Here is a 25,821-nt window from a genome sequence, read left to right on the forward strand (position 1 = left end):
TTGCCGACAGGCAAGGATCCGTGCTCCTTCAGCTGGCCTGCCGTCGGTGGCAGGCTTTGTTGTATTTGGAGAAAATGAAATGGGTACCTGGTGGTTGTGGAGCGGATTTCTGGTAATAGTGCTGGGGATCCTTTGGATAGATCTTAAGTTTGTCGGCGGTGGTCACAGCCATAAGGTCTCGGTCAAAGAGGCGGGGATCTGGACCCTGGTGTGGATAAGCGTCGCCATGCTGTTTAACTTAGGGATCTGGTTCTACCTTAAACAGACCGCAGGTCTCGAAGTCGCCAATCAACAAGGGCTGGAGTTTCTCACAGCCTATCTCATCGAAAAAGCCCTGGCCGTGGACAATGTGTTTGTCTGGTTGATGCTGTTTAGCTATTTCGCCATCCCCGCCGAGCTGCAAAGACGGGTGCTGCTCTACGGAGTACTGGGCGCCATAGTGATGCGGGCCGCAATGGTATTTGGCGGCACCTGGCTGATTAGTCAGTTCCACTGGGTACTGTATCTTTTTGGAGCCTTTTTGCTATTTACCGGCGCCAAGATGTTGTTTGCCAAGGAAGAGCATGAAACCGATCTCGCCAACAGCAAACTACTCGGTTGGCTCAGAAAACACCTGAGGGTGGTGAAAAAGCTTCAGGGTGAACGCTTTGTGGTGCGTCGCCGCGGCATGTTATTTGCCACGCCCCTGTTGCTGGCGCTGATTTTGGTAGAGATCAGCGACATCATCTTCGCGGTGGACAGTATTCCAGCTATCTTCGCGGTCACCACAGATCCCTTTATCGTACTGACCTCCAACATCTTTGCCATCATGGGACTCAGGGCCATGTACTTCCTGTTGGCGGGCGCCGCCGAACGTTTTGTGCTGCTCAAATATGGCCTGGCGCTGATCCTGATGTTTATCGGTACCAAGATGCTTCTGCTGGATATCTATCATCTGCCTATCATGCTGGCACTGGCTGTCATCGCCGCTATCTTGCTGATCAGTGTATTGGGCAGCTTGTGGCTGACCCGGGATAAGGGGAAGCAGCCACAGGCATAATACCTGTCTTTTATCCGTCACTCGAAGGGGGCACAAGATAATGAAAAATGATCCTGAGTGTAGTGGCCGCCCCCATGCGCTGCACGGGGCGACTCACTTGGTGTTGTTTATGGTCTATCTGTTCTTGATGTTTGAGTAATCATTCGCGGATGTTGGCCATAAAAAACACATCCACATATTCGCCATCACGGAAGGCATAGTCCCGCGCCTCGCCCTCAATCACAAAGCCATGGCGTTTGTAGAGCGCTATGGCGGCGTGATTGTCGGTATAAACCGTCAGCTCAAGGCGTCTCACCGCCAACCAGTTATGGGCCAAATCCACAGCGGCGGCCAGCAGCGCAGAACCCACGCCGATACCTCGGCACTCTTCACTCACCGCCATCCCCAGATCGGCCACATGCTTACGTCTGGGGTTGGTTTGTACCTGTAAGGAGAGCTGACCGGCCACCTCCCCTTGCCACTCTGCGACCAGTGAATAATAACCATCCGGCAGTTCCCCCAGGCGCTTATACCACTTTTCGAGTGACGGAAAGGGCTGCTGCAAGGTGCCAGCATAACAGCTGGGCTGAGTAAAGAGCGCCCGTATTGCCGGAATATCCGTGTGCTCGCTGTGGCGCACCACAACCTCTTGTTGTGACTGACTCACCTTGGGTTCAAACTCTGTTGCCTGCACTCTGTTGTTCTCCTTAACTAAAAGCTGCCAAGCCTGTCTGGGCCCGCCCCAGGATCAAGGCATGAATATCATGGGTCCCCTCATAGGTATTGACCGCTTCCAGGTTCATCAGATGCCGGATGACATGAAACTCGTCACTGATACCATTACCACCGTGAATGTCCCTGGCCTGGCGGGCGATTTCGAGCGCCTTGCCGCAGGAGTTACGCTTGATGAGCGAGATGGCCTCAATAGCCAAACTGTCCTGATCTAGCAAGCGACCGGCCTGCAAGCAGGCAAACAGCGCCGTGGTGATCTCTGTCTGCATGTCCACCAGCTTTTTCTGGATCAGCTGATTGGCCGCCAGCGGCCTGCCAAACTGGACTCGATCCAGACTGTATTGCCGCGCGGCATGCCAGCAAAACTCGGCCGCGCCCAAGGCGCCCCAGGCGATGCCATATCTGGCCTTGTTGAGACAACCAAAGGGCCCCTTGAGCCCCTCGACATTGGGCAGCAGAGCATCGACACCCACTTCAACTCCGTCCAGCACGATTTCGCCGGTTATCGAGGCCCTGAGAGAGAACTTGCCCTCTATCTTGGGCGCCGACAGCCCAGGGGTGCCCTTTTCCACTAAAAAGCCACGAATGACCCCATCAAGCTTGGCCCAAACCAAGAAGAGATCGGCAATCGGTGAATTGGTGATCCACATTTTGTTGCCATGGAGCCGATACCCTCCCGGGATGGCTTCGGCGCGAGTCTTCATGCCGCCGGGATCTGACCCTACATCCGGCTCGGTCAGGCCGAAACAGCCAATCAGCTCACCGCGGGCCAGCCTTGGCAGATATTTCTGTTTCTGCTCTTCACTGCCGTAGGCAAAAATCGGATGCATCACCAAAGAGGACTGCACACTCATGGCCGAGCGGTAACCACTGTCGACCCGCTCTATCTCCCGGGCAATCAGGCCATAGCTGACATAGTTGACCCCGGCGCCGCCATATTCAGTCGGCAGAGTCGCCCCGAGTAACCCCAGAGCACCGAGTTCTGTCATGATCTCGGGATCAAAGTATTGCTCGCGATTTGCCTGCAGGATCCTGGGTTGCAACTTGCTTTGGGCATATTCATGCACAGTATCGCGGATCATCCTTTCTTCCGGCTGCAACAGACTGTCAAACTGCAAGGGATCTTGCCAATCGAAGGGATTACGGGCCATAGCTTTATCCTTTTTTCAGCTGATTTTCATCATGCTACCTCAGTCCCGCATATCTGCCCAGCACAGACACAAGTGTCAAGCCAAGATTACACCTGTATCAATTTGCAACACATATGATAGAAGTCTCTGAATTTAAGCCGAACAAATGCTAATCTTCTGCGCTCAACCAATCATGCTTATTATTGATATACCGTATTTTCATGTCTTTACGACTCTGTTTGTTCATTTTCAGCCTCTTGTCTTTCAGCGCCTGGGCTCATCCCTATTGCGAGGAGAGGGAGTGCATACCTGTTGGTGAATGGGAGCTTGGGCTGGCCATGGGTTATGGCCAAAAGAGCAATCCCTTGCGCCAGCAGGACGATATTCCTCTCTACGTGCTCCCCAGCATTGCCTACTATGGTGAGAACTGGTTTTTTGACAATGGCAGCTTGGGACTGACCCTGGCGGAGTCGGAAAACTACACCATTAATCTGGTGACGGCTTATAGCAGAGAGCGGGCATTTTTCTATCGCTGGGATCCCAGCAATATCTTCACTTTTGGTAGTCGCTCGCAGATATCGGTCGCGCCTCAAAGCCGGGCGGTGTCAGTGATGTCAACGCCAAGAAATGAGCCTCCCAAAGTTTTTAACGAATTGGAGGACAGACACTTTACATTTCTTGGTGGAGCCGAGGCTTTTATTTACACTCGATACGGTACACTGAATCTTTCGCTTACACATGATATGTTTAATGTTCACCGGGGCACCGAAGCCAAGGCTAGGTGGTTGTATAACCTGAATTGGCAACGCTGGAAACTGGAGTTCGCCCTGAATCTGGAGTGGAAGAGTAAAGAAATAGTCGATTATTACTTTGGCGTCAGACCAAGCGAGAATGCCTATTGGAGTCAGGCTTACCAGGGGAGTTCAGGCTTTAACCGCGGACTGGAGTTTACCGGTCGCTACAGCCTCAACGAAGACTGGGATCTTGTGTTAGGACTACGTTATACCCAACTTGCCGATGAAATAGCCAAGAGTCCTCTGCTGGATGAAGATGACGTCAGAACTTTTTTCATTGGTGCTGCCTATAGGTTTTAATCAAGGTGCGCTTAGTAAAAGGCTGGTGTTGGTTGTTTCCGTTGCTGATGTTGTCAATGACATCAGCCTCCCAGGTGCAGGCCGACTCAAATAATAATAATCAAGAAATCAAGCTGGCTATTACCCCTCAGCTCTGCATTCTCAAGAGCGAAGAGGACACCTGTTCGCTTGATGTCAGTTTAAGTTGGACTAATACAAACGGTGCGGTTTGTATCCTTTCTGATTATGAAGGGTTACAACGTTGGTGCAGTGAAACAGAAGATGTGCACGGCTTCACATTCCGACTCACAACCAGTGAGGACATTCACTTTGTCATGGTAGATAAGGACACATGGCAAACCTTAGCCGGCGTTTATTTTAGAACTACGCCCGTGTCTGACACCAGCGTCAGGCGTAGATATCGCAACCCTTGGAGTTTATTCTGATGACCTCAGCGCAATCGACCCACCGCGTTTTACTGGTGGAAGACGACACTCGTCTGGCCAACCTTATTGTGGATTATCTCAAGTCCCATGGTATGCATGTGGAAGTTGAGCGCCGCGGTGATACCGTCTTGACCCGACTGCTCACCTATAAGCCAGACATTATTCTTTTGGACATCATGTTACCGGGCATGGATGGCCTGTCCTTGTGTGAAAAACTACCGGACTACTTTGCCGGCCCAATTCTGCTGATGAGTGCACTTGGCTCCAATGAAGATCAAATCAAAGGCCTAGAACTGGGCGCCGATGACTATGTGGTAAAACCGGTGGATCCGGCGCTCCTGGTTGCACGGATCAACAATCTGCTGCGACGTCATACCAAGCCGCCTATGGCAGAATCCCACTGCCTGAGCTTTGGCAAGCTGAGTATAGATCCTCACACCCAGGCGATCCGTTTGGGCGAGAAAGAGGTGGATCTCACCAGTCACGAATTTGAACTCCTGTGGCTGCTGGCATCCCAAGCCGGCCAAGTGCTGAGCCGCCAGTATATCTACCAATGTCTGCTGAACATCGACTTCGATGGCAAGGATCGCAAGATAGACGTACGTATCTCTCGTCTGCGCAAGAAGCTGGGCGATAATATTGAAACGCCATTCAGGATCAAGACGGTTTGGGGCCAGGGATATCTGTTTGCTCCCGAAGCCTGGAATAGCTGATCCCCTGTTAGGTTAACGTGTGAAACGCCTCTTTATCAGTTTGTATCTATTGATCAGCCTGAGTTTTCTCGGGCTGGGATGGACTCTCGATGCCCTCTGGCAACAACATGATGATGAGACAGAACAATTGGCCGATGCGCCATTGATGGCGATGGCGGCCATGCTTAAACCCATGACGCCCGAGCAGCGGCAACAGGCGATTGCCGCTGCCAATATCAATGCAAACTACCCGCTGCGTCTATTCAGTGCCGACAAGATCACTCAGGCCGATGATGGTGAGTTGGCTCCCGGTGAAGTCTTCACCACCCTGACCAACTCTGGCAAGCAGATGCAGTTTATCCGCCTGGATCAACAGGTACTGATGACAGGCCCGATAGATACAGATCCCAGGGCCAGACTGCGCGGCCTGTTCACCCTGTTCTTCTATCTGTCGCTGGCCGGAGTAGCCCTGGTTTGGGTCTGGCCACTCTCCCGAGATCTTAAGGTGCTCAAACAAGCAACGGAAGCCCTTGGACAAGCCAAGTGGGATACTCGCATCAAGCTGTCCCCCCGCTCTCAAGTACAACCCCTGGCACAAACCTTCAATGAGATGGCGCGGCATATCGGTGCTCTTATCGACAACCAGCGCCACCTGGCCAATGCCGTCTCCCACGAGATCCGCACGCCGCTGGCCAGGCTCAAGTTCGCCCTGGCACTGATCCCCAACTATTGCCGGGAGGGGAATGATGAGGCCGCCAGGGCCGAGTTTATTGCCGGCATGACAGAAGATGTCAAAGAGATGGAATCCTTACTGCAAGAAATGCTCACCTATGCCAGTCTGGAGTCGGCCCAAACCGGACTGAGACAGGAGAGTTGCAACCTCACCGCCCTTTGCCGCCAGGTGATAGACAGATTGCAGAGCCTGAGCCCTATTCCGATAACCCTGGACAGTTCCGTCGCCAAACTGCCCTTCACCTGTGAGCCGGCCTTGATTGAAAGAGCCCTGCAAAACCTGCTCACCAATGCCCAGCGCTTCGCCGAGAGCCAAATTCTGGTGACTCTGAAAGAAGAAAACGATGGAGTCACCATCGAGGTTAAAGACGATGGCGAAGGGATCCCTGAAGAGGAACAGCGCAAGATATTCGAGCCCTTTGTCCGCAGCGATACCTCACGCAACAGCAATAAAGGCTTTGGACTGGGGCTGGCGATTATCAAACGCATAGTCGAGCGCCATCAAGGCGAGATCCGGCTATTTAGCCGCCCCGGGGAAACCCGTTTTTGCATCAGTCTGCCCACGCGGGAACTCAATCGAGACTGAAATCGCTGAAGTCCAGAGGCTCGTCTTCGTCACCTTTGGCATCAAAGTCCAAGCTGTGATTCAACTGCAGCTCTTCCACCTTGAGCTGCTCCCTGCGCGCCTTTATCTGCGCCAGCTGCCAGCGCCGTTTACGCGCCTTGCAAAGGCGAATGACGTCCAACTTACGGGCGTTGGAAAAATTGAGCCAATCGAATCTCTCTTCGCGGTTCCGAAAACAACCTTTGCAATAGCCCTTGGCATCTGTCTGGCAGACACCGATACAGGGGCTGGGGATATCAAAAAAGACCAGTTGTTCCATAGGGGCGTAATTGCAGGCTCTCTCTGACGGCTGAACCTTAGGTATATCATCTCATTCTTAAAAAGGCGATTTTTTATCCACTTCTTGCACTGACGGCCGCTTTGGCACAAAGTCACAGGGTAAGGTATATCCCTTCACGGAGGACAAGCGATGACATTCAGGACACTCTTGCTGCTGGTACCCCTGCTGCTGACAGCCTGCGCCCAGCAGCCGAAACAGGACTACGACCCGGAATACAACTTCGCCAAGCTACAAAAGTTCACCCCCCTGCCGATTTCCAGCAGTGATGATCCCCTGAGCGCCGAGCGGATCAATCAGGCAATTGTCGACACGCTAAAAAGCAAACAATTTACCGAAGTCACCGAGTCGGCGGACTTCAAGGTTTCCTTTGCCTTTCGCACTACAGATAAGCCAAAAGACTCAGGCCTCTCCATCGGCCTTGGCAGCGGCACCTGGGGCTCTGGCGGTGGCATTGGCGTGGGCACCAGTGTGGGTGTGCCTCTGGGAGCCGATGCCAAACTCCAGACCATACAAATCGATATCATAGAAGCGAGTAGCAACCGCCTCATCTGGCGCGGCAGCGATCAGTTCAGCTTCAGCGATGGCGGCGAAGGTAAGGCTCAGGCAACCCGGGAAACCGTAATGCGGATCCTGAGCCAGTTTCCGCCTCAACCGTGAGCCATCACAGTGCGACCGTTGGCCCATTGACGCAGAACATTGAGCTTTTCCGCCATCACCACAGATAAGGGGCGGGTCCGACTCAGGGCATCGAGCAGCCAGGCCTGATTGGCCTCCTGCCCCGCTGCCCTCGCGGCATAACGGGCAGAAATAACCGCCTGCTCTATCTCGGCGCCGGAGAAACCTTCACTGGCGCTTGCCAGACTCGCCAATTCCAGCGCGGCCGGATCGATATTGCGCTTACGGCAGTGGATGCGAAAGATCTCCTCCCGGGTGGAGCTGTCCGGCAGGTCGACAAAAAATATCTCATCCAGGCGTCCCTTACGCAGCAACTCGGGGGGCAGCGCGCTGATGTCGTTGGCGGTCGCCACCATAAAGACTTCGGACTTGCGCTCTGCCATCCAGGTCAGCAGGGTGCCGAGGATCCGCTTCGAGGTGCCTTCATCGCTGTTACTGCTGCCCAGCCCTTTTTCAATTTCATCTATCCAGAGTACGCAGGGCGCCATCAATTCCGCCATCTCCAGCGCTTTCTTGAGGTTGCGCTCCGTCTCGCCTATGTACTTATTGTAGAGTCCGGCCATATCCAGGCGCAGCAAAGGCCGCTGCCAGATCCCGGCCACCGCCTTGGCCGCCAGGCTCTTGCCGCTACCCTGCACCCCGAGCAGCATCACGCCCTTGGGCGTATCGAATGATTGCGCATCGCTGCCAAGGCGCCTGTGGTTCAGCCACTCCTTGAGTCTGGAAAGCCCGGCAACATCGGCAAAGTCACAGGTGTCGTACTCAAATTGCAGCACACCTTCCATATCCAAAAGCGCAAACTTGGCCTTGTTGACCACGGGAATATCCGAGTGACACAAGGCACCATCATCCCAGATGGCCTTACGGGCAAGACGGCGGGCATCGGCATGGCTCAGGCCGCGAAGGTTACCGGCAAGCAGTGGGATCACGGCTTCATCGAGACGATTCAAGACCCCTTTGGCTCGAGCCAGGCGAGCTTCCTCTATGATGAGGTTTTCCAACTGGGCCTGCCCTGGCATGGAGAGGGAGAAATGAGCGCAGTATCGGCTCAGTTCAGGGGGCACATCAAAGGCGTGGCTAACCATCACCAGGGTGTGTTGCAAGGTTTCGTGCTCAAGGGCAATCTCCTTGATCATTCTCACGTTACGCGGCGCCTCAACCACATAAGGGTGAAAGTCACAGAGCACATAGATCCCCTGCTGCTGGCTGGCCTTGATGTGCGCCAGAATATCGGTCGGTTCGGCATTGAATTTCTGCACCCCGACTTCCCTGTCCAGCCGCTTGAGCCCCTGGGTAACACTCCAGCCATACAGGGGCCGCATCAGCACACCGGCCACTCTTTTGAGCAGCTCCAGAACTCTGGGCTCCTCATACGTTTCAATTATTACCAAGGGCGTACCGCCCCTGAGCACCCCGGTTAAGTCTTTGACATCCTGCATTCTGGCTTCCCGCACGATAATAGCGGACTTAAGAATAACAAAGTTTCAACATCCGCCACAGCAGCGCAAGCAGTGATCCAGCGCACAATTTATCAAGCCTTCCGCCCAAGCCGATTGCCAAAGGGTAAACTAGCAAAAAATCCGCTGCCACAGGCAGCTACAATAACCAAAGGTACCCACACTATGTTAGGCACTCCCCTTAGCCAAGGCGCCGTGCGCGCCATGCTGCTCGGCTGCGGCGAACTGGGCAAAGAAGTTGCGATTGAACTGCAGCGCCTGGGCGTCGAAGTCATCGGCGTTGACCGCTACCCCAATGCCCCTGCCATGCAGGTCAGTCATCGTTTTCATGTGGTGAACATGCTCGATCCCGAGGCGCTGCGCGCCGTCATCGAGCTGGAAAAACCCCATCTGGTCATTCCGGAAATCGAAGCCATAGCCACAGCGACGCTGGCGCAAATGGAGGCCGAAGGCCTGAAGGTGGTGCCCACCGCCAGGGCCACCCAGTTGACCATGGACAGAGAAGGCATTCGCCGTCTGGCAGCAGAGACGCTGGGGATCCCCACCTCGCCCTACGTCTTTTGTGACACTGAGACAGAATTCAATCAGGCGGTGGCCCAAATAGGTTTGCCCTGCGTGGTCAAGCCTGTGATGAGCTCATCGGGCAAGGGCCAGAGCGTGATCCGCGAGCAAGCCCAGATAGCCGCGGCCTGGGAGTATGCCCAGCAAGGTGGCCGCGCTGGTCAAGGCCGGGTGATTGTCGAAGGCTTTGTGCCTTTCGACTACGAAATCACCCTGCTCACCATAAGAGCAGTCAACGGCATTCATTTCTGTGCACCTATAGGCCACAGGCAGGAAGACGGTGACTACCGCGAATCCTGGCAGCCACAGGCCATGAGCCAAGTGGCCCTGGAAAAGGCGCAACAGATAGGCGCCAAAGTGGTTGAGGCGCTCGGCGGCCATGGTTTGTTTGGGGTTGAACTCTTTATCAAGGGCGATGAAGTCTACTTCTCTGAAGTCTCGCCCCGCCCACACGACACCGGCATGGTGACCCTGATAAGCCAGGATCTGTCCGAGTTTGCCCTGCACGTGCGTGCCATTCTCGGATTACCGATCGCCAATATCCGCCAGCACGGCCCCAGCGCTTCGGCTGTGGTGCTCAAAGAAGGCGACTCAGACAACCTGCGCTACACAGGCCTTGCTGCAGCGCTAAGCGAAGCCGACACTCAGCTGCGACTGTTCGGCAAGCCGGAGATCCATGGTCGCCGCCGTCTGGGGGTTGCTCTGGCAAGGGATCTGGATGTTCAAAGCGCCATAGACAAGGCGCTGCGCTCCGCCGCCAAAGTGGAAGTGATTTTTTAAAAGAGACCGCCGTGGGCCAGCATTTTCAGGGTAAGTATGAAGTGGAGCTCAAGTTCCGTCTGAATGAATCTTGCAGCAAACAACAACTGCTTGAGCGCCTCAATGCCATGGAGCATGAGTGTATGTTTGCCGATAATCAGGAGGACGACTGCTACTTCGATACCCCGGATGGTCAACTGGACGCGGCGGACAAGTCACTGTGCATCCGGGAGATGCAGCCATCCAACAATCTGCTGTGGATCCTCAAGGGCCCGGGGACAGATTGCTGTGAAGCGGTCAATATCTCGGATGCCGCCAGGGCCCGCAACATGCTCAGCGCCATGGGCTATGTGCCGGTGCAGCGGCTGCAAAAATGCCGCAGCATCTACTTTATCGGCAAGTGGCATATGACGCTGGACAGCCTGGCGGGGCTCGGCGATTTTGCCGAACTGGCGATCATGACCGACGATAGCGATAAGCTGGAGCAGCTTCGCAGCGAGCTTTGGCAACTGGCAGCCCGGTTCGGACTGACCCAAGCCATGTTGGAATCCCGCTCCTATCGGCAACTGTGCCGCACTAAACCTTATTGAGTTAAACCTGGTTAACTGAGTTTCCACCAATAAAGGCGCGCAGATTGTCCACGGCAATATCCAACAGCTTCTGCCTGGCTTCTATTGTCGCCCAGGCATTGTGCGGACTTATGCTGACTCCTTTAGCATTGAGTAAGGGGTTGTCAGGCATTGGAGGCTCACTGGAGAGCACATCCACTCCGGCCCGCAACTTGCCCTGATTGAGTGCTGTGGCAAGCGCATTTTCATCCACCAGCCCACCACGGGCGGTATTGATCAAAATAACCCCGGGCTTTAACAGCTGCAGCGAGTCTTGATTGATCATCTTCTCGGTCGCCGCGGTCAGCGGGCAGTGCAGCGAGATCACATCGGCTTCACGATACAGCTGCTCCAGTGGCGCCCAGCTGATGCCTTCGGCCAGGTCATGGCGCTTAGTTCGGGTATGCAGCAGCACCCGCATCCCCAGCGCCCGGGCAATATTCGCCACTCGCGAGCCTATATCACCATAACCGACAATTCCCATCACCTTGCCCGAGAGTGACATCAGCGGTGACAGAGTAAAACAGAAGTCGGCGCACTGGCTCCAGGCCCCCGCCGCCACAGCCTGGTGGTGCTGCGCCACTTGTTGGGTGTGATACAAGAGATGGGCAAAGACCATCTGCGCCACCGCATCCGGACCATAGCCAGGCACATTGGTGACCGTGATGCCTAGGTCACCGGCGGCCTTTAAGTCAACCACATTGGTGCCCGTGGCAAGAATGCCTACGTACTTGAGTCCGGGCAGCGCCGCCAGTTGCTGCGCCCCAAGCACTGTCTTGTTGGTGAGCAGAATATCGGCGCCTTGGGCGCGCTGCAGCACAAGCTCAGCCGGGGTTCTGTCATAGACGTTAAGCTCCCCAAGCGCCTTGAGTGGCGACCAATCGAGATCGCCAGGATTGAGACAAAAGCCATCCAGAACCACTATTTTTAAGCTCATACTCACCTCTTTGTTACCCCACTCAGAAACGGTATCTTAACCCCAGATTGACCTGCCCCTGCCACAGGGTATCGCCCTTGATATGCCATAAGCACTGATTGGCATCGCAAAACAGGCTGCTGTCGCTGTTTATCAGAGTCGCATAGCCGCGCACATCGGCAAACAGGGATAGCTGCTCTAGCAGTTGATAATCCAGCCCCAGTCCAAGCCCCATGGAAAAACGGGTTTCGTTGCTGCCAAGCTCGGGACGCAGTTGCGTCAAACCGGCGCTGGCGGTGACATAGGGCCGCAGCTTGTCTTTGGGGAAATAGAGTGTGCCCCCCAGATGCAGATAATCGACGCTGAGGTCCATCAGCTTGTCAGTGCCCGGGAAACCGCTGCCACTGAGCTCAGTGCCCTGATGGGAGTAAAGCAGATACATGTCACCCGGCTCTGACGTCGTCAGCCCCAACATAAAGCCAAAATGACCGGCCTCTGTAATATCCGCACTACTGTTGTTATTAACCGTGCTTTCGCTGGACCTATAGTCCAGATCATTGCCGCCAAAGCTGTAACCGCCGAACGGCGCAACAAACACTTCGGCCTGAGCCTGACCGCTCAGGGCCAAAAGCAAGGGGATTGAATAAGCAAGTTTCATGGCGCTCTCCTTGGGTGAACCCTCTTTAACAGCATGAGCCGACACCCAAGGGCGAGGCTCAGCGCATTCCTCTACTGCTCTTGACCCTGTCGTAAGCCGCCTGAATATCCTGAGCCTTACGCTTGGCCAACTCCATCATCTCTTCCGGTAAGCCCTTGGCTACCAACTTATCCGGATGGTGTTCATTCATCAATTTGCGATAGGCGCGTTTGATGTCCTGATCGCTGGCGGATTCTGACAGCCCCAAGACTTCATAGGCATCGGCAACCGATGGTCTGTGATCGCCGGGAGCTTGTTGAAAACGCAGCTCCGCCTGCCAACGCTTAAGCAGTTCATCGAGCTGAAAGCTGCTGAATCCCAGCTCTCTGGCAATCACCTGCAGTATTGCATATTCCTTGTCCTGCAGTTCACCGTCAGACAGGGCAGTCTGGATTTGAATTTCCAGAAACATCTGCTGCACTTCCCGGCGGCCAAAGGTGATACGTCGAAAGCGGCGCAGGCTGGCTTCCAGTTCAAAGTCCGGCTCCTTGCCCTCGCGAAACGCCTGCTGGGCGTCTTTTCGCGCTGTGCCGCTGAGGCGCAGCATATCCATCAGACTGGTGGCCATGCGGATATCATTTTCGGTCACCCGCCCCGAGGCCTTGGCGATATGCCCCATAACGGCAAAAGTGGTGTTGAAGAACTGTGCCTGCCGACTGCCCCCCGGTAGGCCCTGAGAGGCCGCCATCCGCTTGTCATATAGATGCCCAAGCCAGATCCCCAGCAAGGCGCCGAAGAAACGCCCGAACATAAAGCCAATGACACCGCCGAAAAATTTACCCCAAATACGCATCTGTTATCCCATAGTGCGCCCGTGCTTGGCCGGGCCAATACTTAATCTTGAACTGTCTTGTCTTGCGTCCGCTTGCGCGCTCGTGGTTAAACAGCCCCTTTAGCCTGCCTAAGCTCCAGCTGTTGCAACCTGTCCAGTGTGCCGACATCACACCAGTAACCCGTGAAATGACTGCCACTGATAAGCCCCTGCGCCATCTTTTGCCGCAGCAGCGGCGCCAAGGCAAAATGTGTCTCTGCTACCCCATCGAATAATTCGGGGCGATATATTCCCACCCCGGAGAAAGTGTACCTGGGCGCGCCCCTGTCACTGACCCGCGAATCGCCGAATGTTTGCGGCAGCAAGGCGAAGTCTCCCTCGGGATGCTGCGCCGGGTTATCCACCAGAAACAGGTGCGCCAGCGTATCTGCAGCCAAATTGGGCAGCTCAGGCATGGCGTCGATAAACACATCGCCGTTAATCACCAAAAAAGGTGCATTACCCAGCAGCGGCAGGGCCTTTTTGATCCCGCCGCCGGTTTCCAGCGCCTCAATCTCACGGCTGTAATGAATCGTCACGCCAAAACGGCTGCCGTCTCCCAGGCGTTCAATCAGTTTGTCTGCCTGCCAGGCGCAGTTGATCACCAATTCTGTCACGCCCATGGCGGCCAAACGTTCAATGTGATACTCAATCAAGGGCTTACCGGCCACTGTCACCAGAGGTTTAGGCAGCTTGTCGGTCAAGGGACGCAGACGCTCCCCTCTGCCGGCTGCCAGAATCATCGCCTTCATTTGTGCTCCTGTGGCTCTGCTTGTGGTGACTGTTGTTGAGTCAGCGGCAATAACCTCTGCCTGACCCAGGAGGAAAGCGCCTGCAACTGAGGATAACGCTCGCAGATATCAGCCACATATCCGAGTGTAAGCGGTATATCCTTGAGATAACCTGACTTGCCATCTCTGTGGTGCAAGCGGGCAAAGATACCCGCCGCCTTCAGGTGTCGCTGCACTCCCATGAGATCGAACCAGCGACTGAAGGTGGCAAAATCAACATCTTTGCCAACCAACCCCGGCTCGCGACACTGTTCAAAGAAGGCTTTGAGCAGCGGCTCGACTATCGCATCCGGCCAACGTATATAGCAATCTCTCAGCAGCGAGACTGCATCATAGGTCACAGGCCCCAACACGGCATCCTGAAAATCTATTACCCAAAGCTTACCCTCTTTAAGCATCAGATTACGGCTGTGAAAGTCCCTGTGCATGCCGACCTGGGGTTGCGCAAGCGCGCTGGCAGTCAAAATAGCAAAGCTTTCGGTCAACATAGTATGCTCAGCGGCTGTCAGGGAGACTTGCAAGTGTTTATCCAGCAGCCACTCGCTGAAAATCGCCAGCTCGCGTTCGACAAAGGCCGCATCATAGTCGGGCAATGGGCCAAGTTCACTTTCCCGCACCGCCGCGATATCCGGCAAAATCGCCAGCGCCTTGAGATACCAGTCACTCACATTGGTTTCGGTCAACTCGGGCAACAACAAATTATCGCCAAGGTCCTGCTGCAGAATAAAGCCCTCTTCCTCGTTGAACTCAAGCACCTTGGGCACCCGAATGCCCGCTTGGTGATACGCTCGCGCCAAGGCAATAAAGGGCTTGTTATCCAATAAGTTGGGAGGTGAGTCCGTGACTATGTAATCACAACCATCGACATTGAGACGAAAATAACGCCTAAAGCTGGCATCGCCGGAAATCAGCTTGGCTTGCAAAGGCTTACCGAAAAGTTGCTGCAACCAGCACGACATGGAAAGAAATCTGGGATCAGACAAGGTCATCTCATGGCTCTTGACGAAAAATTGCTTTATTATACCGAGGTAAAAAACAGGAAACAGCCAATAAATACAGAGTTTTTTGGCTGCGTTGCCCGAGGCAGGATGCAACTTTTCCCTCCGAATACTTGTCCAGACAAAGAAATCTAAATAATTGACCTAAGATGCAGATCCGATATTTTCTGGCATTGAGCCTTTTACCTCCCCTGACGCTGGCTGAACCCCTTCCTCAGGAGGGCGGCAACAACGCTCAATGTGTTATCTTGCCTCCGGTTCCCTATCATCAGGATGGGGAAAGCAGCGGCCCTTTGGCCGATCAAAAAATACAGATCCATTCTGACGCCTCTTCGGCGCAATTGGGGCGTGAGGCGACCTTCGAAGGCAATGTGACCTTTTCTCAGGCCGGGCGCAAAATTTCCGCCGAAAGAGCCACGGTCAACCAGCAGGAGCAGCAGTTAACCGCTCAGGGCAACCTGGTGTTTCAAGACCCGCTGTTTACCGTGACCGCCGACTCGCTGATGGCGCAGATGCGTTCCAATAACGCCACCCTTGAAGGGGCGCAGTACTGGCTCCATGGTCAGCAGGTTCACGGGGATGCCCAGAAACTGGAAATTACCCAGAATAACAACCTGGTATTGAACAACACCAACTTCACCACTTGCCCACCGGATAATGTCTCCTGGCTGCTGGAAGCCGAGAAGATCAAAATCGACAGCAAGGAAGAGTGGGGGGAGATCTGGGATGCCAAACTCAGAATAGGTGGCGTGCCGGTATTCTATATTCCCTATATGACAGTGCCGGTTTCGGAAAAACGCAAGACAGGTTTCCTGTTCCCCAGCTTCAGTTCCAGCACCACCAACGGGGTGGAATTTGCCGCGCCTTTTTACTGGAACATAGCGCCAGAGTACGATCTGACCTTTACCCCGCACTATATGTCGTCGCGGGGCTTGTTTACCAAGACAGAATTCCGCTATCTGCTGGGCGATAACGGTAACAGGCAAACGCCTACCGGCCAGTTCAACCTGGAGTACCTGGGCAGCGATAACATGCTCGATGGCAGCCCCAACCGCTATATGTATCACTGGGAACACAGCGACGCCCTGGATGAGAACTGGCGGGTGCTGGCCAACTATACCGATGTCTCGGACAACAACTACTTCAACGATCTCAACTCAGATGTCAATCGTGCCACCGACAACCAGTTGTCCCGGGTTGGTGAAATCGCCTATTTCACCGACAACTGGGACTTCAATGCCAGGGTGCAGGACATCAAGGTACTGGGCAATGAAGAGCGACCCTACCAGGTGATGCCGCAGTTGAACTTCAACTACCGCACCCCCGGGGTGTGGCAAGGCCTGGATTTCAACTTCGCCTCCGAGATAACCAACTTCCGCCACAGAGAAGACAGTTACACCACGGCAACCCGGGTACATATGGAGCCCAGCATCAGTCTGCCAATCCATGGCCCGGCAGGCTCACTGACCAGTGAAGTCAAGTTGATGCAAACCAACTACTGGCAGCACAATATTCAGCAGCCCGAGTTGGATGACAGTGTCAGCCGTACCTTGCCTCAGGTGAGGGTTCACGGTCAGATAAACTTCGAGCGTTATACCGAATACTTCGACCAGAACTACCGCCAGACGCTGGAGCCGCAGTTCCAATACCTGTATGTCGGCTATGAAGATCAGTCCAAAATCGGTCTCTATGACACGGGTGAACTGCAGCAGGACTATTTCGGCCTGTTCCGCGACCGCCGCTTCTCGGGTCTGGACCGTATCGCCGATGCCAACCAGTTGACCCTGGGTCTGACCACCCGCCTGTTTGATGAGCGTAACCTGGAACAGCTGAAGTTCAGCCTGGGCCAGATCATCTACTTCAAAGACAGTAAGGTCAGCCTCTATGAGGATGAACTCACAGAGCAGCCGTCCACTTCGGTACTGGCCGCCGAGCTGGATGCCAGAATCTACAAAGACTGGTTTGTCAGCGGTGCTATTCAATACGACACCCGTTACAGCTCCAACAAGAAGAGTGAAGCAACCCTGGACTACCGCCCCGGCCCCAACAAGCTGTTGCAATTCAGCTATCGTTACGTGCCGGATCTGCTCAACAGCAACACTAATGACAGAGTGGATATCTCCCAGGCCGGTGTCCGTACCACCTGGCCAATTACCGACAGCCTCTATTTTGTCGGCAACTGGTATTACGACCTCAAAGAGGAACGTTCGGTGGAAACCTATACCGGCTTCCAGTACGAGTCATGCTGCTGGGCAGTGCGTCTGAGCTACCACTACCGTATTAAGACCAACTACGAGGACGACCTCAAGAATGCAATGCTCAACGAGCGTGAGATGTTCGAAACCGGCGTCTACCTCAACTTTGTGATCAAAGGCCTCGGCGGCTCAGGCCCACTGGGGGTCAGCGACATGCTGGATGAAGGTCTGTTCAACTACCGCAAACCACTTTATCTGAGGAATTAATCAAGATTTGTGGTAGATTGCTGAACCTCGGACGGGACAGAGAGTCCAATCTGGACAACCCAGGCCGCTGCCATCGGCGGCCAACGAAACGAAAATGTGGCAAGGATTTTGTGGATGAAACCCTGTAAGAAACTGATTTTTGGATTTTTTGCTCTAGTCATGAGCCAGGCTGCCCTGGCAGCACCACAGCTGCTGGATCGCGTTGCAGTACAGATCAACGACGGTATAGTGCTGGAAAGCGAAGTCCAGAACATGGTCGACACTGTTAAGGCCAACGCCAAGGCCGCCGGCCAGAGTCTGCCTTCGGATCAGGCGCTTCGCACCCAGGTTATTGAGCGTTTGATCCTGACCCGCCTGCAACTGCAGATGGCCGACCGTATCGGTCTGCATATCGGGGATCTGCAGCTGGACCAAACCATAGAAAACATTGCCAAGCAACAGAACATGACTGTCGCTCAGATGCGCGCCGAAATTGAAGCCGATGGCAGCAGCTTCAGCCAATACCGCGAGCAACTGCGTGAAGAAGTAACCATAGGCGAGATCCAGCGTATTCAAGTACAGCGCCGAATTCAGGTTTCACCCCAGGAGATCAATAACCTGGTGAAGCTGATCAAGGAACAGGGCCTGAAAGACGTGGAATACCAGGTTGGCCACATTCTGATTGAAGTGCCTTCCAACCCCACTTCAGAGCAACTGGAAGGAGCCAGCAAGCGTGCCAATGCCGTGCTGGAGCGCCTGAAATCCGGTGCCGACTTCCGTGAAACCGCCATCGCTTCTTCCGCCGGTCCCAAGGCGCTGGAAGGCGGTATCTGGGATTACATGAACATCAATGAGATGCCTACCCTGTTTGCCGAAGTGATCACAGATGCCAAGAAAGGCGACATCATAGGCCCTATCAAGAGTGGTGCCGGTTTCCATATCATCAAGATCATGGACGCCCGCGGCCTGCAGACCAAAGAAGTTGAGGAAGTCAGAGCCCGCCATATCCTGCTCAAGCCGTCACCGATCCTGTCTGAAGACAGAGCCAAGGCGATGCTGCAGCAGTTCCTCAAACAGATCCGCAGCGGCGAAGCCAAGTTTGAAGATCTGGCGCGCCAGTATTCGGAAGATCCCGGTAGCGCCACCAAAGGCGGTGAGCTGGGTTGGGCGGATCCAAGCATCTATGTGCCCGAGTTCGCCCAGACACTCAACAACCTGAAGCAGGGTGAAATCAGTGAGCCGTTCCGTTCAACCCACGGCTGGCACATCACTCAGCTGGAAGAGAGACGCAAGACAGATGCCACAGAACAGTTCAACACCAACCGTGCGCATCAATTGATCTTCCGCCGCAAATTCAACGAAGAGTTACAAAACTGGCTGGACGAAATGCGGGCCGATGCATACATTGAACTCTTCGCCCCTGAAACGGATAGAGGTTAAGCAGCTTGAACATTAAACGTATTGCCATTACTCCCGGAGAGCCAGCCGGCATAGGTCCGGATCTGGTAGTACAGCTGGCGCAGCGCGACTGGCCGGCCGAGCTGGTCGTGTGCGCAGATCCTGCCTTGTTGCAGGCGCGTGCCAAGATGCTGGGGCTCAGTCTCCAGCTCAAGCCTTATCAGCCAAGCCAAGCGGCCAAGCCTCAGCAGGCCGGTAGTTTGACCATAGTGCCCTTCACTATGGCCTGTGAACCTCGCTGCGGCGTGCTCAATGAACAAAACAGCGCCTATGTGGTCGACACCCTGCGTTATGCGGGTGAAAAGAACATGAACGGCGAGTTTGACGCCGTGGTGACAGGTCCGGTTCACAAGGGCATTATCAACCAGGCCGGGATCCCTTTCTCCGGCCATACCGAATTTTTTGCCCATCAGGCCGGTTGTCAGGATGTGGTGATGATGCTCGCCTGCCCCGGTCTACAGGTAGCCCTGGTGACCACCCACATCCCATTGGCTTACGTCTCCAAGGCGATCACCCGTGAACGCCTGCATCAGATCATCAAGATACTGCACCAGGATCTGGTGAATAAGTTTGCCCTGGACAACCCCAAGATTTATGTCTGTGGCCTTAACCCCCATGCCGGTGAAGATGGCCATTTGGGTCGGGAAGAGCTGGATGTGATCATCCCGGCGCTGAACGAACTCAGAGAGCAGGAACAGATGCGGATCATAGGCCCTTTGCCTGCCGATACCCTGTTCCAACCCAAGTATCTGCAAGACGCCGATGTGGTACTGGCCATGTACCACGACCAAGGCCTGCCTGTGCTCAAGTCTCAGGGCTTTGGCAAGTCGGTCAACATTACGCTGGGCCTGCCCTATATCCGCACTTCGGTGGATCACGGCACGGCACTGGAACTCGCAGGCACGGGCAAGGCCGATATCGGCAGCTTCGTCTGTGCACTCAACAAGGCCATAGAACTGGCCGGTAAAAACTGATCCAACTGAGTATCAATGAGCAATAAAGTACACTTAGGCCATACCGCCAGAAAACGTTTCGGACAAAACTTCCTGACCGATGACAATGTGATCAACCGTATTGTGGCGGCTATCGCCCCGGATAATGAGCATGTGATGGTCGAAATCGGCCCGGGTCTGGCGGCCCTGACCGAACCTGTGGCCAGTGCCATCGACAAGCTGACCGTGGTCGAGCTGGATAGAGATCTGGTAGAACGCCTGAAGCAGCATCCTGTGCTGAAAGACAAGCTGGAAATTCACCAGGGTGATGCGCTGCAGTTTGACTTCAACAAGCTGATGGTCGAGGGCAAGAAGCTCAAGGTCTTTGGTAACCTGCCATACAATATCTCCACACCGCTGATGTTCCATCTGTTCGAATATGCCGAGCAGATCACCAACATGCACTTCATGCTGCAAAAAGAGGTGGTGTTGCGGCTTTCGGCCAGCCCGGGCAGCAAGGCCTATGGCCGCCTCACCGTCATGGCTCAATACTATTGCCAGGTAGTGCCGGTACTGGAAGTGCCCCCAGGCAGCTTCACGCCACCACCTAAGGTCGACTCTGCCGTAGTGCGCCTGGTGCCCTATGAAACCAAACCCTGGCCGGCCAAGGACGTTGCCATGCTCGGCAAGGTAACCAGCACCGCCTTCAACATGCGCCGCAAGACCCTGAGAAATAACCTCAAGGGGCTGCTTGATGATGCCGATTATGAGACCCTGGGAATCGATCCCGGCCTCAGACCCGAGCAGATCAGTGTCGAGCAGTATGTTGCCATCGCCAATTTGCTGAGCGACCGTCAGGCGTAACATCCGGACGCCGGGCGGCGTCCTTCCTTTCCATCAGAGATTTTGGCCAGGAACTTAAGATGAATCCCCAGAAGAGCCGTATCAGAGTCGAGGTGCAGACCCACTACATAGAACACCAGTCTGCACCGGATGAAGACAAGTATCTTTTCAGCTACACCATCACCATTATCAATCTGGGTGATGAGGCGGTGACTCTCAAGAGTCGCCACTGGGTGATCACAGATGGCAATGGCCAACAGAGCGAGGTTCAGGGCGCCGGAGTCGTCGGCGAAACCCCGAGGATCAAGCCCAATACCGCCTACCAATACAGCAGCGGCACAGTGCTGGAAACGCCGCTGGGCTTTATGGAAGGCCGTTACCTGATGGAAACCGATGCGGGCGAGAGTTTCTACGCCCAGATCCCTGCTTTCCGCCTGGCCGTACCCGGCCAGGTTCACTAATGGACAGATAACAGTGGCTCACTATTTTGTCGGCGATATTCAAGGCTGTTTCAACGAGTTGCAACACTTACTGGATAAAGTCGATTTCAACCCTTCCCAGGATGAGCTTTGGGCGGTCGGCGATCTGATCGCCCGCGGTCCGGATTCTCTCTCGACCTTGAGATTCTTCCGCGATCTCGGCGATTCGGCCAAGTCGGTACTGGGTAACCATGATCTGCACCTGCTGGCGGTCAAGGCCGGGCTCAAACGGGTCAAACCCAGTGACAAGCTGCAACCGCTACTGGAAGCGGCTGATATCGACAGTCTCATCGACTGGATCAGAACCCAGCCCCTGATGCGCGAACTACCCGAGCATAAACTCATCATGACCCATGCGGGCGTACCGCCCCAGTGGGACATCCAAACCTTACGCCAGGAAGCAGGCGCCGTTAGCCAGGCGCTGCAAAGAGTCGACTATCTCGACAGTCTCATCGCCCGGATGTACACAGAAGAGCCGGAAGACTGGTCCGGTGCGCTCAGCGGCCTGCCCAGACTCAGATACTGTATCAACGCCCTGACCCGGATGCGTTACCTCTATCTCGACGGCACGCTGGATTTCAGCTGCAAGGTGCCGCCGGCCAAATGTGAAGACCCCAATCTCAAACCCTGGTTTTTATTCCCATCCAACACCGCTGACTACACCAAAGTCTTTGGGCATTGGGCCGCGCTGATGGGCAAGGTCGAAGGCGAAAGACTGCAGGCGCTGGATACCGGCTGTTGCTGGGGAGAATACCTGACACTCTGGCACCTGGAATCAGATCAAAAAATTACCCAACCTAGGTTAAAAAAAGGTTAAACTTAGTGGACGTCGGCCGATAACCATCTGGTAACGTGCCCATGAAAACTAAAAGATTTTTCCCAAGAGAAAAACCATAACCTTTTCCGGAGTAGCCTATGAAGTTGAATGTAGCGACCCGAGTCATAGCAGGGTTTGCCGTAGTCACCCTGCTATTGATCCTACTTGGTGCTGTTTCCTGGTTCACCAACAATGAGCTGAAAAACACCACCGAAGTTCTACAGCAACTGAGTATCCCGGCACTCAAATCAACCGGCGAGCTGGGTGAAACCCTCAGCGAGCAGCAAAGATTGGTTCTGGTGGGTTACCACGTCCCCAAGGCCAATAAACTCCCGCCGCTCCAACAGCAATTTACCAGTCAAAAGCAAAGCTTCAAGGCGCAACTTGCCAGTCTGTCAAAGCTGGTACAGCAAGAGCCCGGACTCAAAGAGATCCTGCCCCAGGTAGAACGCAATTATCAGGCCTTCATCAACACTAGTGAACGCATGATGGCCGACCACCTCAGCGCCCTAGAGCAGCAGGAAAGCCTCAATAAGCAGCGGGATCAACTGGAAAGCACGGCGGATGATGCCGCCAGTCTGTTGCTGGATCTAATGGATCTGGAACAGAGCCAAGACACTACTGAGCGGGAAATTGCCGCTTCCGCCGCCGCTCTGGACAGCAATGTCACCAATGTGATCAGTACTGTCTACGATCTGGTCGCCACCGAGGACCGCAGCAAGTACGAAATCATAGTCAAAGAACTTAGCTATATCAGCAACGAAGCCGAGGCCAAGCTGGAGTACATCAGTCGTCACGGCGCCGGTGTCATCGATGCAGACATACTCAATGAAATGACCAGCGAGCTTGGCAAACTCAGCCAACATCTCAAGGGCAAAAACTCGATTCAGGCCCAAAAAGCGGCCCAACTCGAGCTCAAGGCCAGCACTCAGGCAGCACTGGAGCAAGTGGAAACCGACAAGAAAAATGTTAATCAGGCAATGGCGGCTCTTTCCGGGGCAATCGAAACCCTGACCAACGAGATCAACGCCAAAACCCTGGCCAGTATCGACTCGGCCAGTATGCAAACCCTATTGGTGGTGCTGGTAGCAATAATGGTGGCCATAGCCGTGAGTATTGCCGTGGTGAAACCACTGACCGCGTCACTCAACCGTATCAATCAGGCATTGAATATCCTCGCTTCCGGTGACTTGACCCATAAGCTGGATGACTCTGGACAGGATGAGTTTGCCGAACTTTCCCGCAACTGCAACCGCCTTATCGACAGTCTCAGAGGTCTGATCCGTGGCATTTTGGATAGATCCAACCAGTTGGCAGCCGCCGCCGAACAAACCTCGGCGGTCACCTCACAAACCACTATCGGGATCCAGGAGCAGAAGAGCCAGGTCGATCAGGTAGCCACAGCCACCACAGAACTGAGCTCAAGTGCCCAGCAGGTATCCCACAGCGCCGATCACGCCCTGAGCCAGATTAAACAGGCCGATGAAGAAGCTCAGAATATGCGGATCATTGCCGAGGAAAACCGCCGCACCATAGAAGCGCTGGCCGACGAAGTCGCCAAGGCGGGGCAAGTGATCAACAAGGTGCATTCCGACAGCGATGCCATAGGCTCGATTCTGGATGTTATTCGGGGTGTTGCCGAACAGACCAATCTACTGGCACTCAACGCCGCCATCGAGGCCGCCAGGGCCGGTGAACAGGGACGCGGCTTTGCCGTTGTGGCCGATGAGGTACGCAACCTCGCCTCCCGCACCCAGGAGTCGACCCAGGAGATCCAGCAGATGATCCAGGTGCTGCAAACCGGCACCCAAGAGGCGGTCGCTGTCATGGAACAGGGCCGCGCCCAAGCCAACTCCTGCGTCGCCAAGACAGAGCAAGCCAATCAAGCTCTGGAAGCCATCAGCGAATCTGTACATCAGGCTTTCGATGCCGGAACCCAAATCGCCAACGCCGCTCAGGAACAGAACCTGGTCAGCCAGCAGGTTTCAGAAAAACTGGAACATATTGCACTGATTTCGGAAGAAACCGCCTCAGGCGCCGATCAGACCGCCCAATCCAGCCATCAGGTAGCACAACTCGCCGAAGAGTTGCAGGCTTCGGTTGGCGAGTTCAAAGTCTAATCTTAAAACCATCGGCCGTCTTCCCCAGGAGGTTTTGTCGCGGGGACGACGGCCGACATAACTTTCAGCTCAAAATAGCCAAATAACATTGATTGGGCTTCCGGTGACGGATGTTTCATTGCCTGCAGCGGGGATGGGCTGGGAGCCCGAATGCGGTGAATAACACCCGGTTATGGGGCGGAAAATGCTTGGCTATAATTTAGGAACGAAGTGACGCAAGCCAAGCTTTTTTGCGTCCCAGCATAAACCGTTTGTTATATGCACTTTAATTCAGTTCTATTTCTGGGTGATCTTTGATGCCATACATTTCTTCCATAAGTTTCTTATAAAATTCTAAAGGTGGCATGTTCATTTCAGCCCTTCTTTCATCCACTGTATCAATGTCTGAAATGGGCATAAAAGCTATTTCACCATTTTTAACATCTGCTTGTGTGCCATATATTTGCTTTTTGCCCATACGGATAAGTACACGATCAGTTAATAACGCTACTTCCTGTCCTGATACGCCTTCGTTGCTTAAGTAAGATTCCTTTAAAATAGGGAGCATCCTTTCTTGGAACTCAGTGTCTGGTGAATGCTGAATTATAAGAAAAGCAGCCCCTATACCTTCTTTTCCTACCTCAACATCAGTAAACCATTTTCGTTCGCTCAATATTGCTTTGAGCTTTTTTGTATTCTCATGGTCGACAGTTGATAATTTGGTATGGAGATTTTTTGGAGCTTTGTCCCAGCCAGCTTCGCCTAATTGTTTGCGTACTGATTGGTCCAATTTTGCCATTTCTAAGAGTTGAGACTGTAATACTTTGTCTATCTCGGCATTAGCAAAAGAAGGAATGAGGAGAAGTAAAAAAAGTAAGCGCATTTTCGAAATCCTTTTGTGCATATAACGCCGCATTCTAGCAAAAAATCAAGCCACCCATTATAAAACAATAACCTAATCTTCTTTCTGTCAAAAAAAATCAAGCCACCCATTATAAAACAATAACCTAATCTTCTTTCTGTCTATGTTCAAGCACCGTTAGGGGATTTGAGCACACTAAGGTCGAAAGATATCCGTGAGATGCAGAGGCTTGATGAAATCGAACCTATTTCACGCAAAAATGCGAGATTTGAGCCGTGCTAGCCCCACCCATGGTTCAGGGGGTTTCAATGACTGCGGTTGAGATNCACTAAGGTCGAAAGATATCCGTGAGATGCAGAGGCTTGATGAAATCGAACCTATTTCACGCAAAAATGCGAGATTTGAGCCGTGCTAGCCCCACCCATGGTTCAGGGGGTTTCAATGACTGCGGTTGAGATAAATAGCGTGGGGTTCAAGCCGTTTGAAAGTACTGACAGCTGGTTGCAAAATGCCGTCGTCGCTTCTCCAAGTGTTCGCAGTAACAACTGAGCTCTTGCAAGGTGCCTACTGGCCCACGAAATAGTCTTCCAAATTCAGTGGTAAGCTTGAGCCAATTATCATGAGGAATATTCAACCGCGTCAGTAGCTTGGTACTCTTTTCACTTATCGAACCTCGCTTATCATCGCGAATACAGCGCCCGGTATCATCCACCAATTCAAGATAATCTTTGAGCCCAAACGCAATACCACTGCGCAGGTTATCGCATTCATTGCCGATAAAGGGCAGTAGCTTGGCGGGTTGTTCGCATTTCAAGGCTGCCTGAATACGTAGCCGAATGCTGGTATGTTCTGACTGCTCAGGCGTATCGGCCATCTTGGCTCTGATGGG

Annotated in this window: 25 protein-coding genes and 1 pseudogene; 15 read left to right on the forward strand and 11 right to left on the reverse strand. The window is 53.9% G+C overall.

Features of this window, described 5'->3' with window-relative positions; translation table 11 throughout:
* The first annotated feature begins 79 nt into the window (after positions 1-79).
* Positions 80-1,039, forward strand: coding sequence for a TerC family protein (locus CBE72_RS16055; RefSeq protein ID WP_100145026.1), 960 nt, complete (start codon positions 80-82; stop codon positions 1,037-1,039).
* Positions 1,040-1,178: 139 nt separating this feature from the next.
* Here CBE72_RS16055 and CBE72_RS16060 read toward each other — a convergent pair whose 3' ends face one another.
* Positions 1,179-1,712 (reverse strand): GNAT family N-acetyltransferase, encoded by a 534-nt coding sequence (locus tag CBE72_RS16060; RefSeq protein WP_229672038.1) that lies wholly within the window; start codon positions 1,710-1,712, stop codon positions 1,179-1,181.
* Between the two features lie 13 nt (positions 1,713-1,725).
* On the reverse strand, positions 1,726-2,901 hold the full coding sequence (locus CBE72_RS16065) for an acyl-CoA dehydrogenase (protein ID WP_028781616.1): 1,176 nt from the start codon (positions 2,899-2,901) through the stop codon (positions 1,726-1,728).
* Between the two features lie 200 nt (positions 2,902-3,101).
* Here CBE72_RS16065 and CBE72_RS16070 point away from each other — a divergent pair, with 200 nt between their 5' ends.
* The 4 genes from CBE72_RS16070 to CBE72_RS16085 are packed head-to-tail and all read left to right on the forward strand — an operon-like array spanning position 3,102 to position 6,409.
* Positions 3,102-3,974, forward strand: a complete 873-nt coding sequence (locus CBE72_RS16070; RefSeq protein ID WP_100144988.1) for a MipA/OmpV family protein — start codon at positions 3,102-3,104, stop codon at positions 3,972-3,974.
* A gap of 5 nt (positions 3,975-3,979) precedes the next feature.
* Positions 3,980-4,399: a DUF3019 domain-containing protein gene (locus CBE72_RS16075; protein WP_157929101.1), complete on the forward strand. Its 420-nt coding sequence runs from the start codon at positions 3,980-3,982 to the stop codon at positions 4,397-4,399.
* Complete coding sequence (locus CBE72_RS16080) at positions 4,399-5,112, forward strand: response regulator (protein ID WP_100144992.1); 714 nt, start codon at positions 4,399-4,401, stop codon at positions 5,110-5,112. The genes CBE72_RS16075 and CBE72_RS16080 overlap by 1 nt, the downstream gene beginning before the upstream one ends.
* Before the next feature lie 19 nt (positions 5,113-5,131).
* Positions 5,132-6,409, forward strand: coding sequence for an ATP-binding protein (locus CBE72_RS16085; RefSeq protein WP_100144993.1), 1,278 nt, complete (start codon positions 5,132-5,134; stop codon positions 6,407-6,409).
* Here CBE72_RS16085 and CBE72_RS16090 read toward each other — a convergent pair.
* Complete coding sequence (locus CBE72_RS16090; protein ID WP_100144995.1) at positions 6,396-6,707, reverse strand: DUF1289 domain-containing protein; 312 nt, start codon at positions 6,705-6,707, stop codon at positions 6,396-6,398. The genes CBE72_RS16085 and CBE72_RS16090 overlap by 14 nt on opposite strands.
* Before the next feature lie 150 nt (positions 6,708-6,857).
* Between CBE72_RS16090 and CBE72_RS16095 the strand changes: the two genes are divergently transcribed.
* The gene (locus tag CBE72_RS16095; RefSeq protein ID WP_100144997.1) at positions 6,858-7,385 is read left to right on the forward strand and encodes a DUF4136 domain-containing protein; all 528 of its coding nucleotides are present in this window, start codon (positions 6,858-6,860) and stop codon (positions 7,383-7,385) included.
* Here CBE72_RS16095 and CBE72_RS16100 read toward each other — a convergent pair.
* Complete coding sequence (locus tag CBE72_RS16100; RefSeq protein WP_100144999.1) at positions 7,376-8,842, reverse strand: AAA family ATPase; 1,467 nt, start codon at positions 8,840-8,842, stop codon at positions 7,376-7,378. The genes CBE72_RS16095 and CBE72_RS16100 overlap by 10 nt on opposite strands.
* A 183-nt stretch (positions 8,843-9,025) precedes the next feature.
* On the opposite strand from CBE72_RS16100, the gene purT reads away from it, so the two are divergent.
* Together purT and cyaB are read left to right on the forward strand one after the other, a co-directional pair.
* Positions 9,026-10,201, forward strand: a complete 1,176-nt coding sequence (gene purT / locus CBE72_RS16105; RefSeq protein ID WP_100145001.1) for a formate-dependent phosphoribosylglycinamide formyltransferase — start codon at positions 9,026-9,028, stop codon at positions 10,199-10,201.
* An 11-nt stretch (positions 10,202-10,212) separates the two neighbouring features.
* On the forward strand, positions 10,213-10,770 hold the full coding sequence (gene cyaB, locus CBE72_RS16110; RefSeq protein ID WP_100145003.1) for a class IV adenylate cyclase: 558 nt from the start codon (positions 10,213-10,215) through the stop codon (positions 10,768-10,770).
* Between the two features lies 1 nt (position 10,771).
* Here cyaB and CBE72_RS16115 read toward each other — a convergent pair whose 3' ends face one another.
* The 5 genes from CBE72_RS16115 to CBE72_RS16135 form a co-directional block, all read right to left on the reverse strand.
* Positions 10,772-11,725: a D-2-hydroxyacid dehydrogenase gene (locus tag CBE72_RS16115; protein WP_100145005.1), complete on the reverse strand. Its 954-nt coding sequence runs from the start codon at positions 11,723-11,725 to the stop codon at positions 10,772-10,774.
* 22 nt (positions 11,726-11,747) lie between these two features.
* Positions 11,748-12,362, reverse strand: coding sequence for an outer membrane beta-barrel protein (locus CBE72_RS16120; protein ID WP_028781623.1), 615 nt, complete (start codon positions 12,360-12,362; stop codon positions 11,748-11,750).
* 58 nt (positions 12,363-12,420) lie between these two features.
* A complete protein-coding gene (djlA, locus tag CBE72_RS16125) occupies positions 12,421-13,194 on the reverse strand; it encodes a co-chaperone DjlA (RefSeq protein ID WP_028781624.1) in 774 nt (257 codons plus the stop codon).
* A gap of 86 nt (positions 13,195-13,280) precedes the next feature.
* On the reverse strand, positions 13,281-13,964 hold the full coding sequence (gene murU, locus CBE72_RS16130; RefSeq protein WP_100145007.1) for an N-acetylmuramate alpha-1-phosphate uridylyltransferase MurU: 684 nt from the start codon (positions 13,962-13,964) through the stop codon (positions 13,281-13,283).
* A complete protein-coding gene (locus tag CBE72_RS16135) occupies positions 13,961-14,992 on the reverse strand; it encodes an aminoglycoside phosphotransferase family protein (protein ID WP_100145028.1) in 1,032 nt (343 codons plus the stop codon). The genes murU and CBE72_RS16135 overlap by 4 nt, the downstream gene beginning before the upstream one ends.
* A 158-nt stretch (positions 14,993-15,150) precedes the next feature.
* Between CBE72_RS16135 and lptD the strand changes: the two genes are divergently transcribed.
* From lptD to CBE72_RS16170, 7 genes are all read left to right on the forward strand, one after another.
* Complete coding sequence (gene lptD / locus CBE72_RS16140) at positions 15,151-17,463, forward strand: LPS assembly protein LptD (RefSeq protein WP_100145009.1); 2,313 nt, start codon at positions 15,151-15,153, stop codon at positions 17,461-17,463.
* Between the two features lie 114 nt (positions 17,464-17,577).
* Positions 17,578-18,882, forward strand: coding sequence for a peptidylprolyl isomerase SurA (gene surA / locus CBE72_RS16145; protein WP_100145011.1), 1,305 nt, complete (start codon positions 17,578-17,580; stop codon positions 18,880-18,882).
* A 5-nt stretch (positions 18,883-18,887) separates the two neighbouring features.
* Entirely contained in the window at positions 18,888-19,874 is a 987-nt protein-coding gene (pdxA, locus tag CBE72_RS16150) for a 4-hydroxythreonine-4-phosphate dehydrogenase PdxA (protein WP_100145013.1), read from the forward strand.
* A 15-nt stretch (positions 19,875-19,889) separates the two neighbouring features.
* On the forward strand, positions 19,890-20,696 hold the full coding sequence (rsmA, locus tag CBE72_RS16155) for a 16S rRNA (adenine(1518)-N(6)/adenine(1519)-N(6))-dimethyltransferase RsmA (RefSeq protein WP_071237044.1): 807 nt from the start codon (positions 19,890-19,892) through the stop codon (positions 20,694-20,696).
* Positions 20,697-20,755: 59 nt separating this feature from the next.
* Complete coding sequence (gene apaG, locus CBE72_RS16160; protein ID WP_100145014.1) at positions 20,756-21,136, forward strand: Co2+/Mg2+ efflux protein ApaG; 381 nt, start codon at positions 20,756-20,758, stop codon at positions 21,134-21,136.
* Positions 21,137-21,149: 13 nt separating this feature from the next.
* Positions 21,150-21,971 (forward strand): symmetrical bis(5'-nucleosyl)-tetraphosphatase, encoded by an 822-nt coding sequence (locus tag CBE72_RS16165; RefSeq protein WP_100145016.1) that lies wholly within the window; start codon positions 21,150-21,152, stop codon positions 21,969-21,971.
* Between the two features lie 98 nt (positions 21,972-22,069).
* Positions 22,070-24,091: a methyl-accepting chemotaxis protein gene (locus tag CBE72_RS16170; RefSeq protein ID WP_100145018.1), complete on the forward strand. Its 2,022-nt coding sequence runs from the start codon at positions 22,070-22,072 to the stop codon at positions 24,089-24,091.
* A 265-nt stretch (positions 24,092-24,356) separates the two neighbouring features.
* Here CBE72_RS16170 and CBE72_RS16175 read toward each other — a convergent pair whose 3' ends face one another.
* Both CBE72_RS16175 and CBE72_RS16180 read right to left on the reverse strand, forming a co-directional pair.
* Positions 24,357-24,953 (reverse strand): DUF6624 domain-containing protein, encoded by a 597-nt coding sequence (locus CBE72_RS16175; protein WP_100145020.1) that lies wholly within the window; start codon positions 24,951-24,953, stop codon positions 24,357-24,359.
* A 451-nt stretch (positions 24,954-25,404) separates the two neighbouring features.
* Positions 25,405-25,821: pseudogene (locus tag CBE72_RS16180) on the reverse strand (transposase); the annotation flags it as partial.

Source organism: Shewanella carassii (assembly GCF_002777975.1).
Classification (GTDB): domain Bacteria; phylum Pseudomonadota; class Gammaproteobacteria; order Enterobacterales; family Shewanellaceae; genus Shewanella; species Shewanella carassii.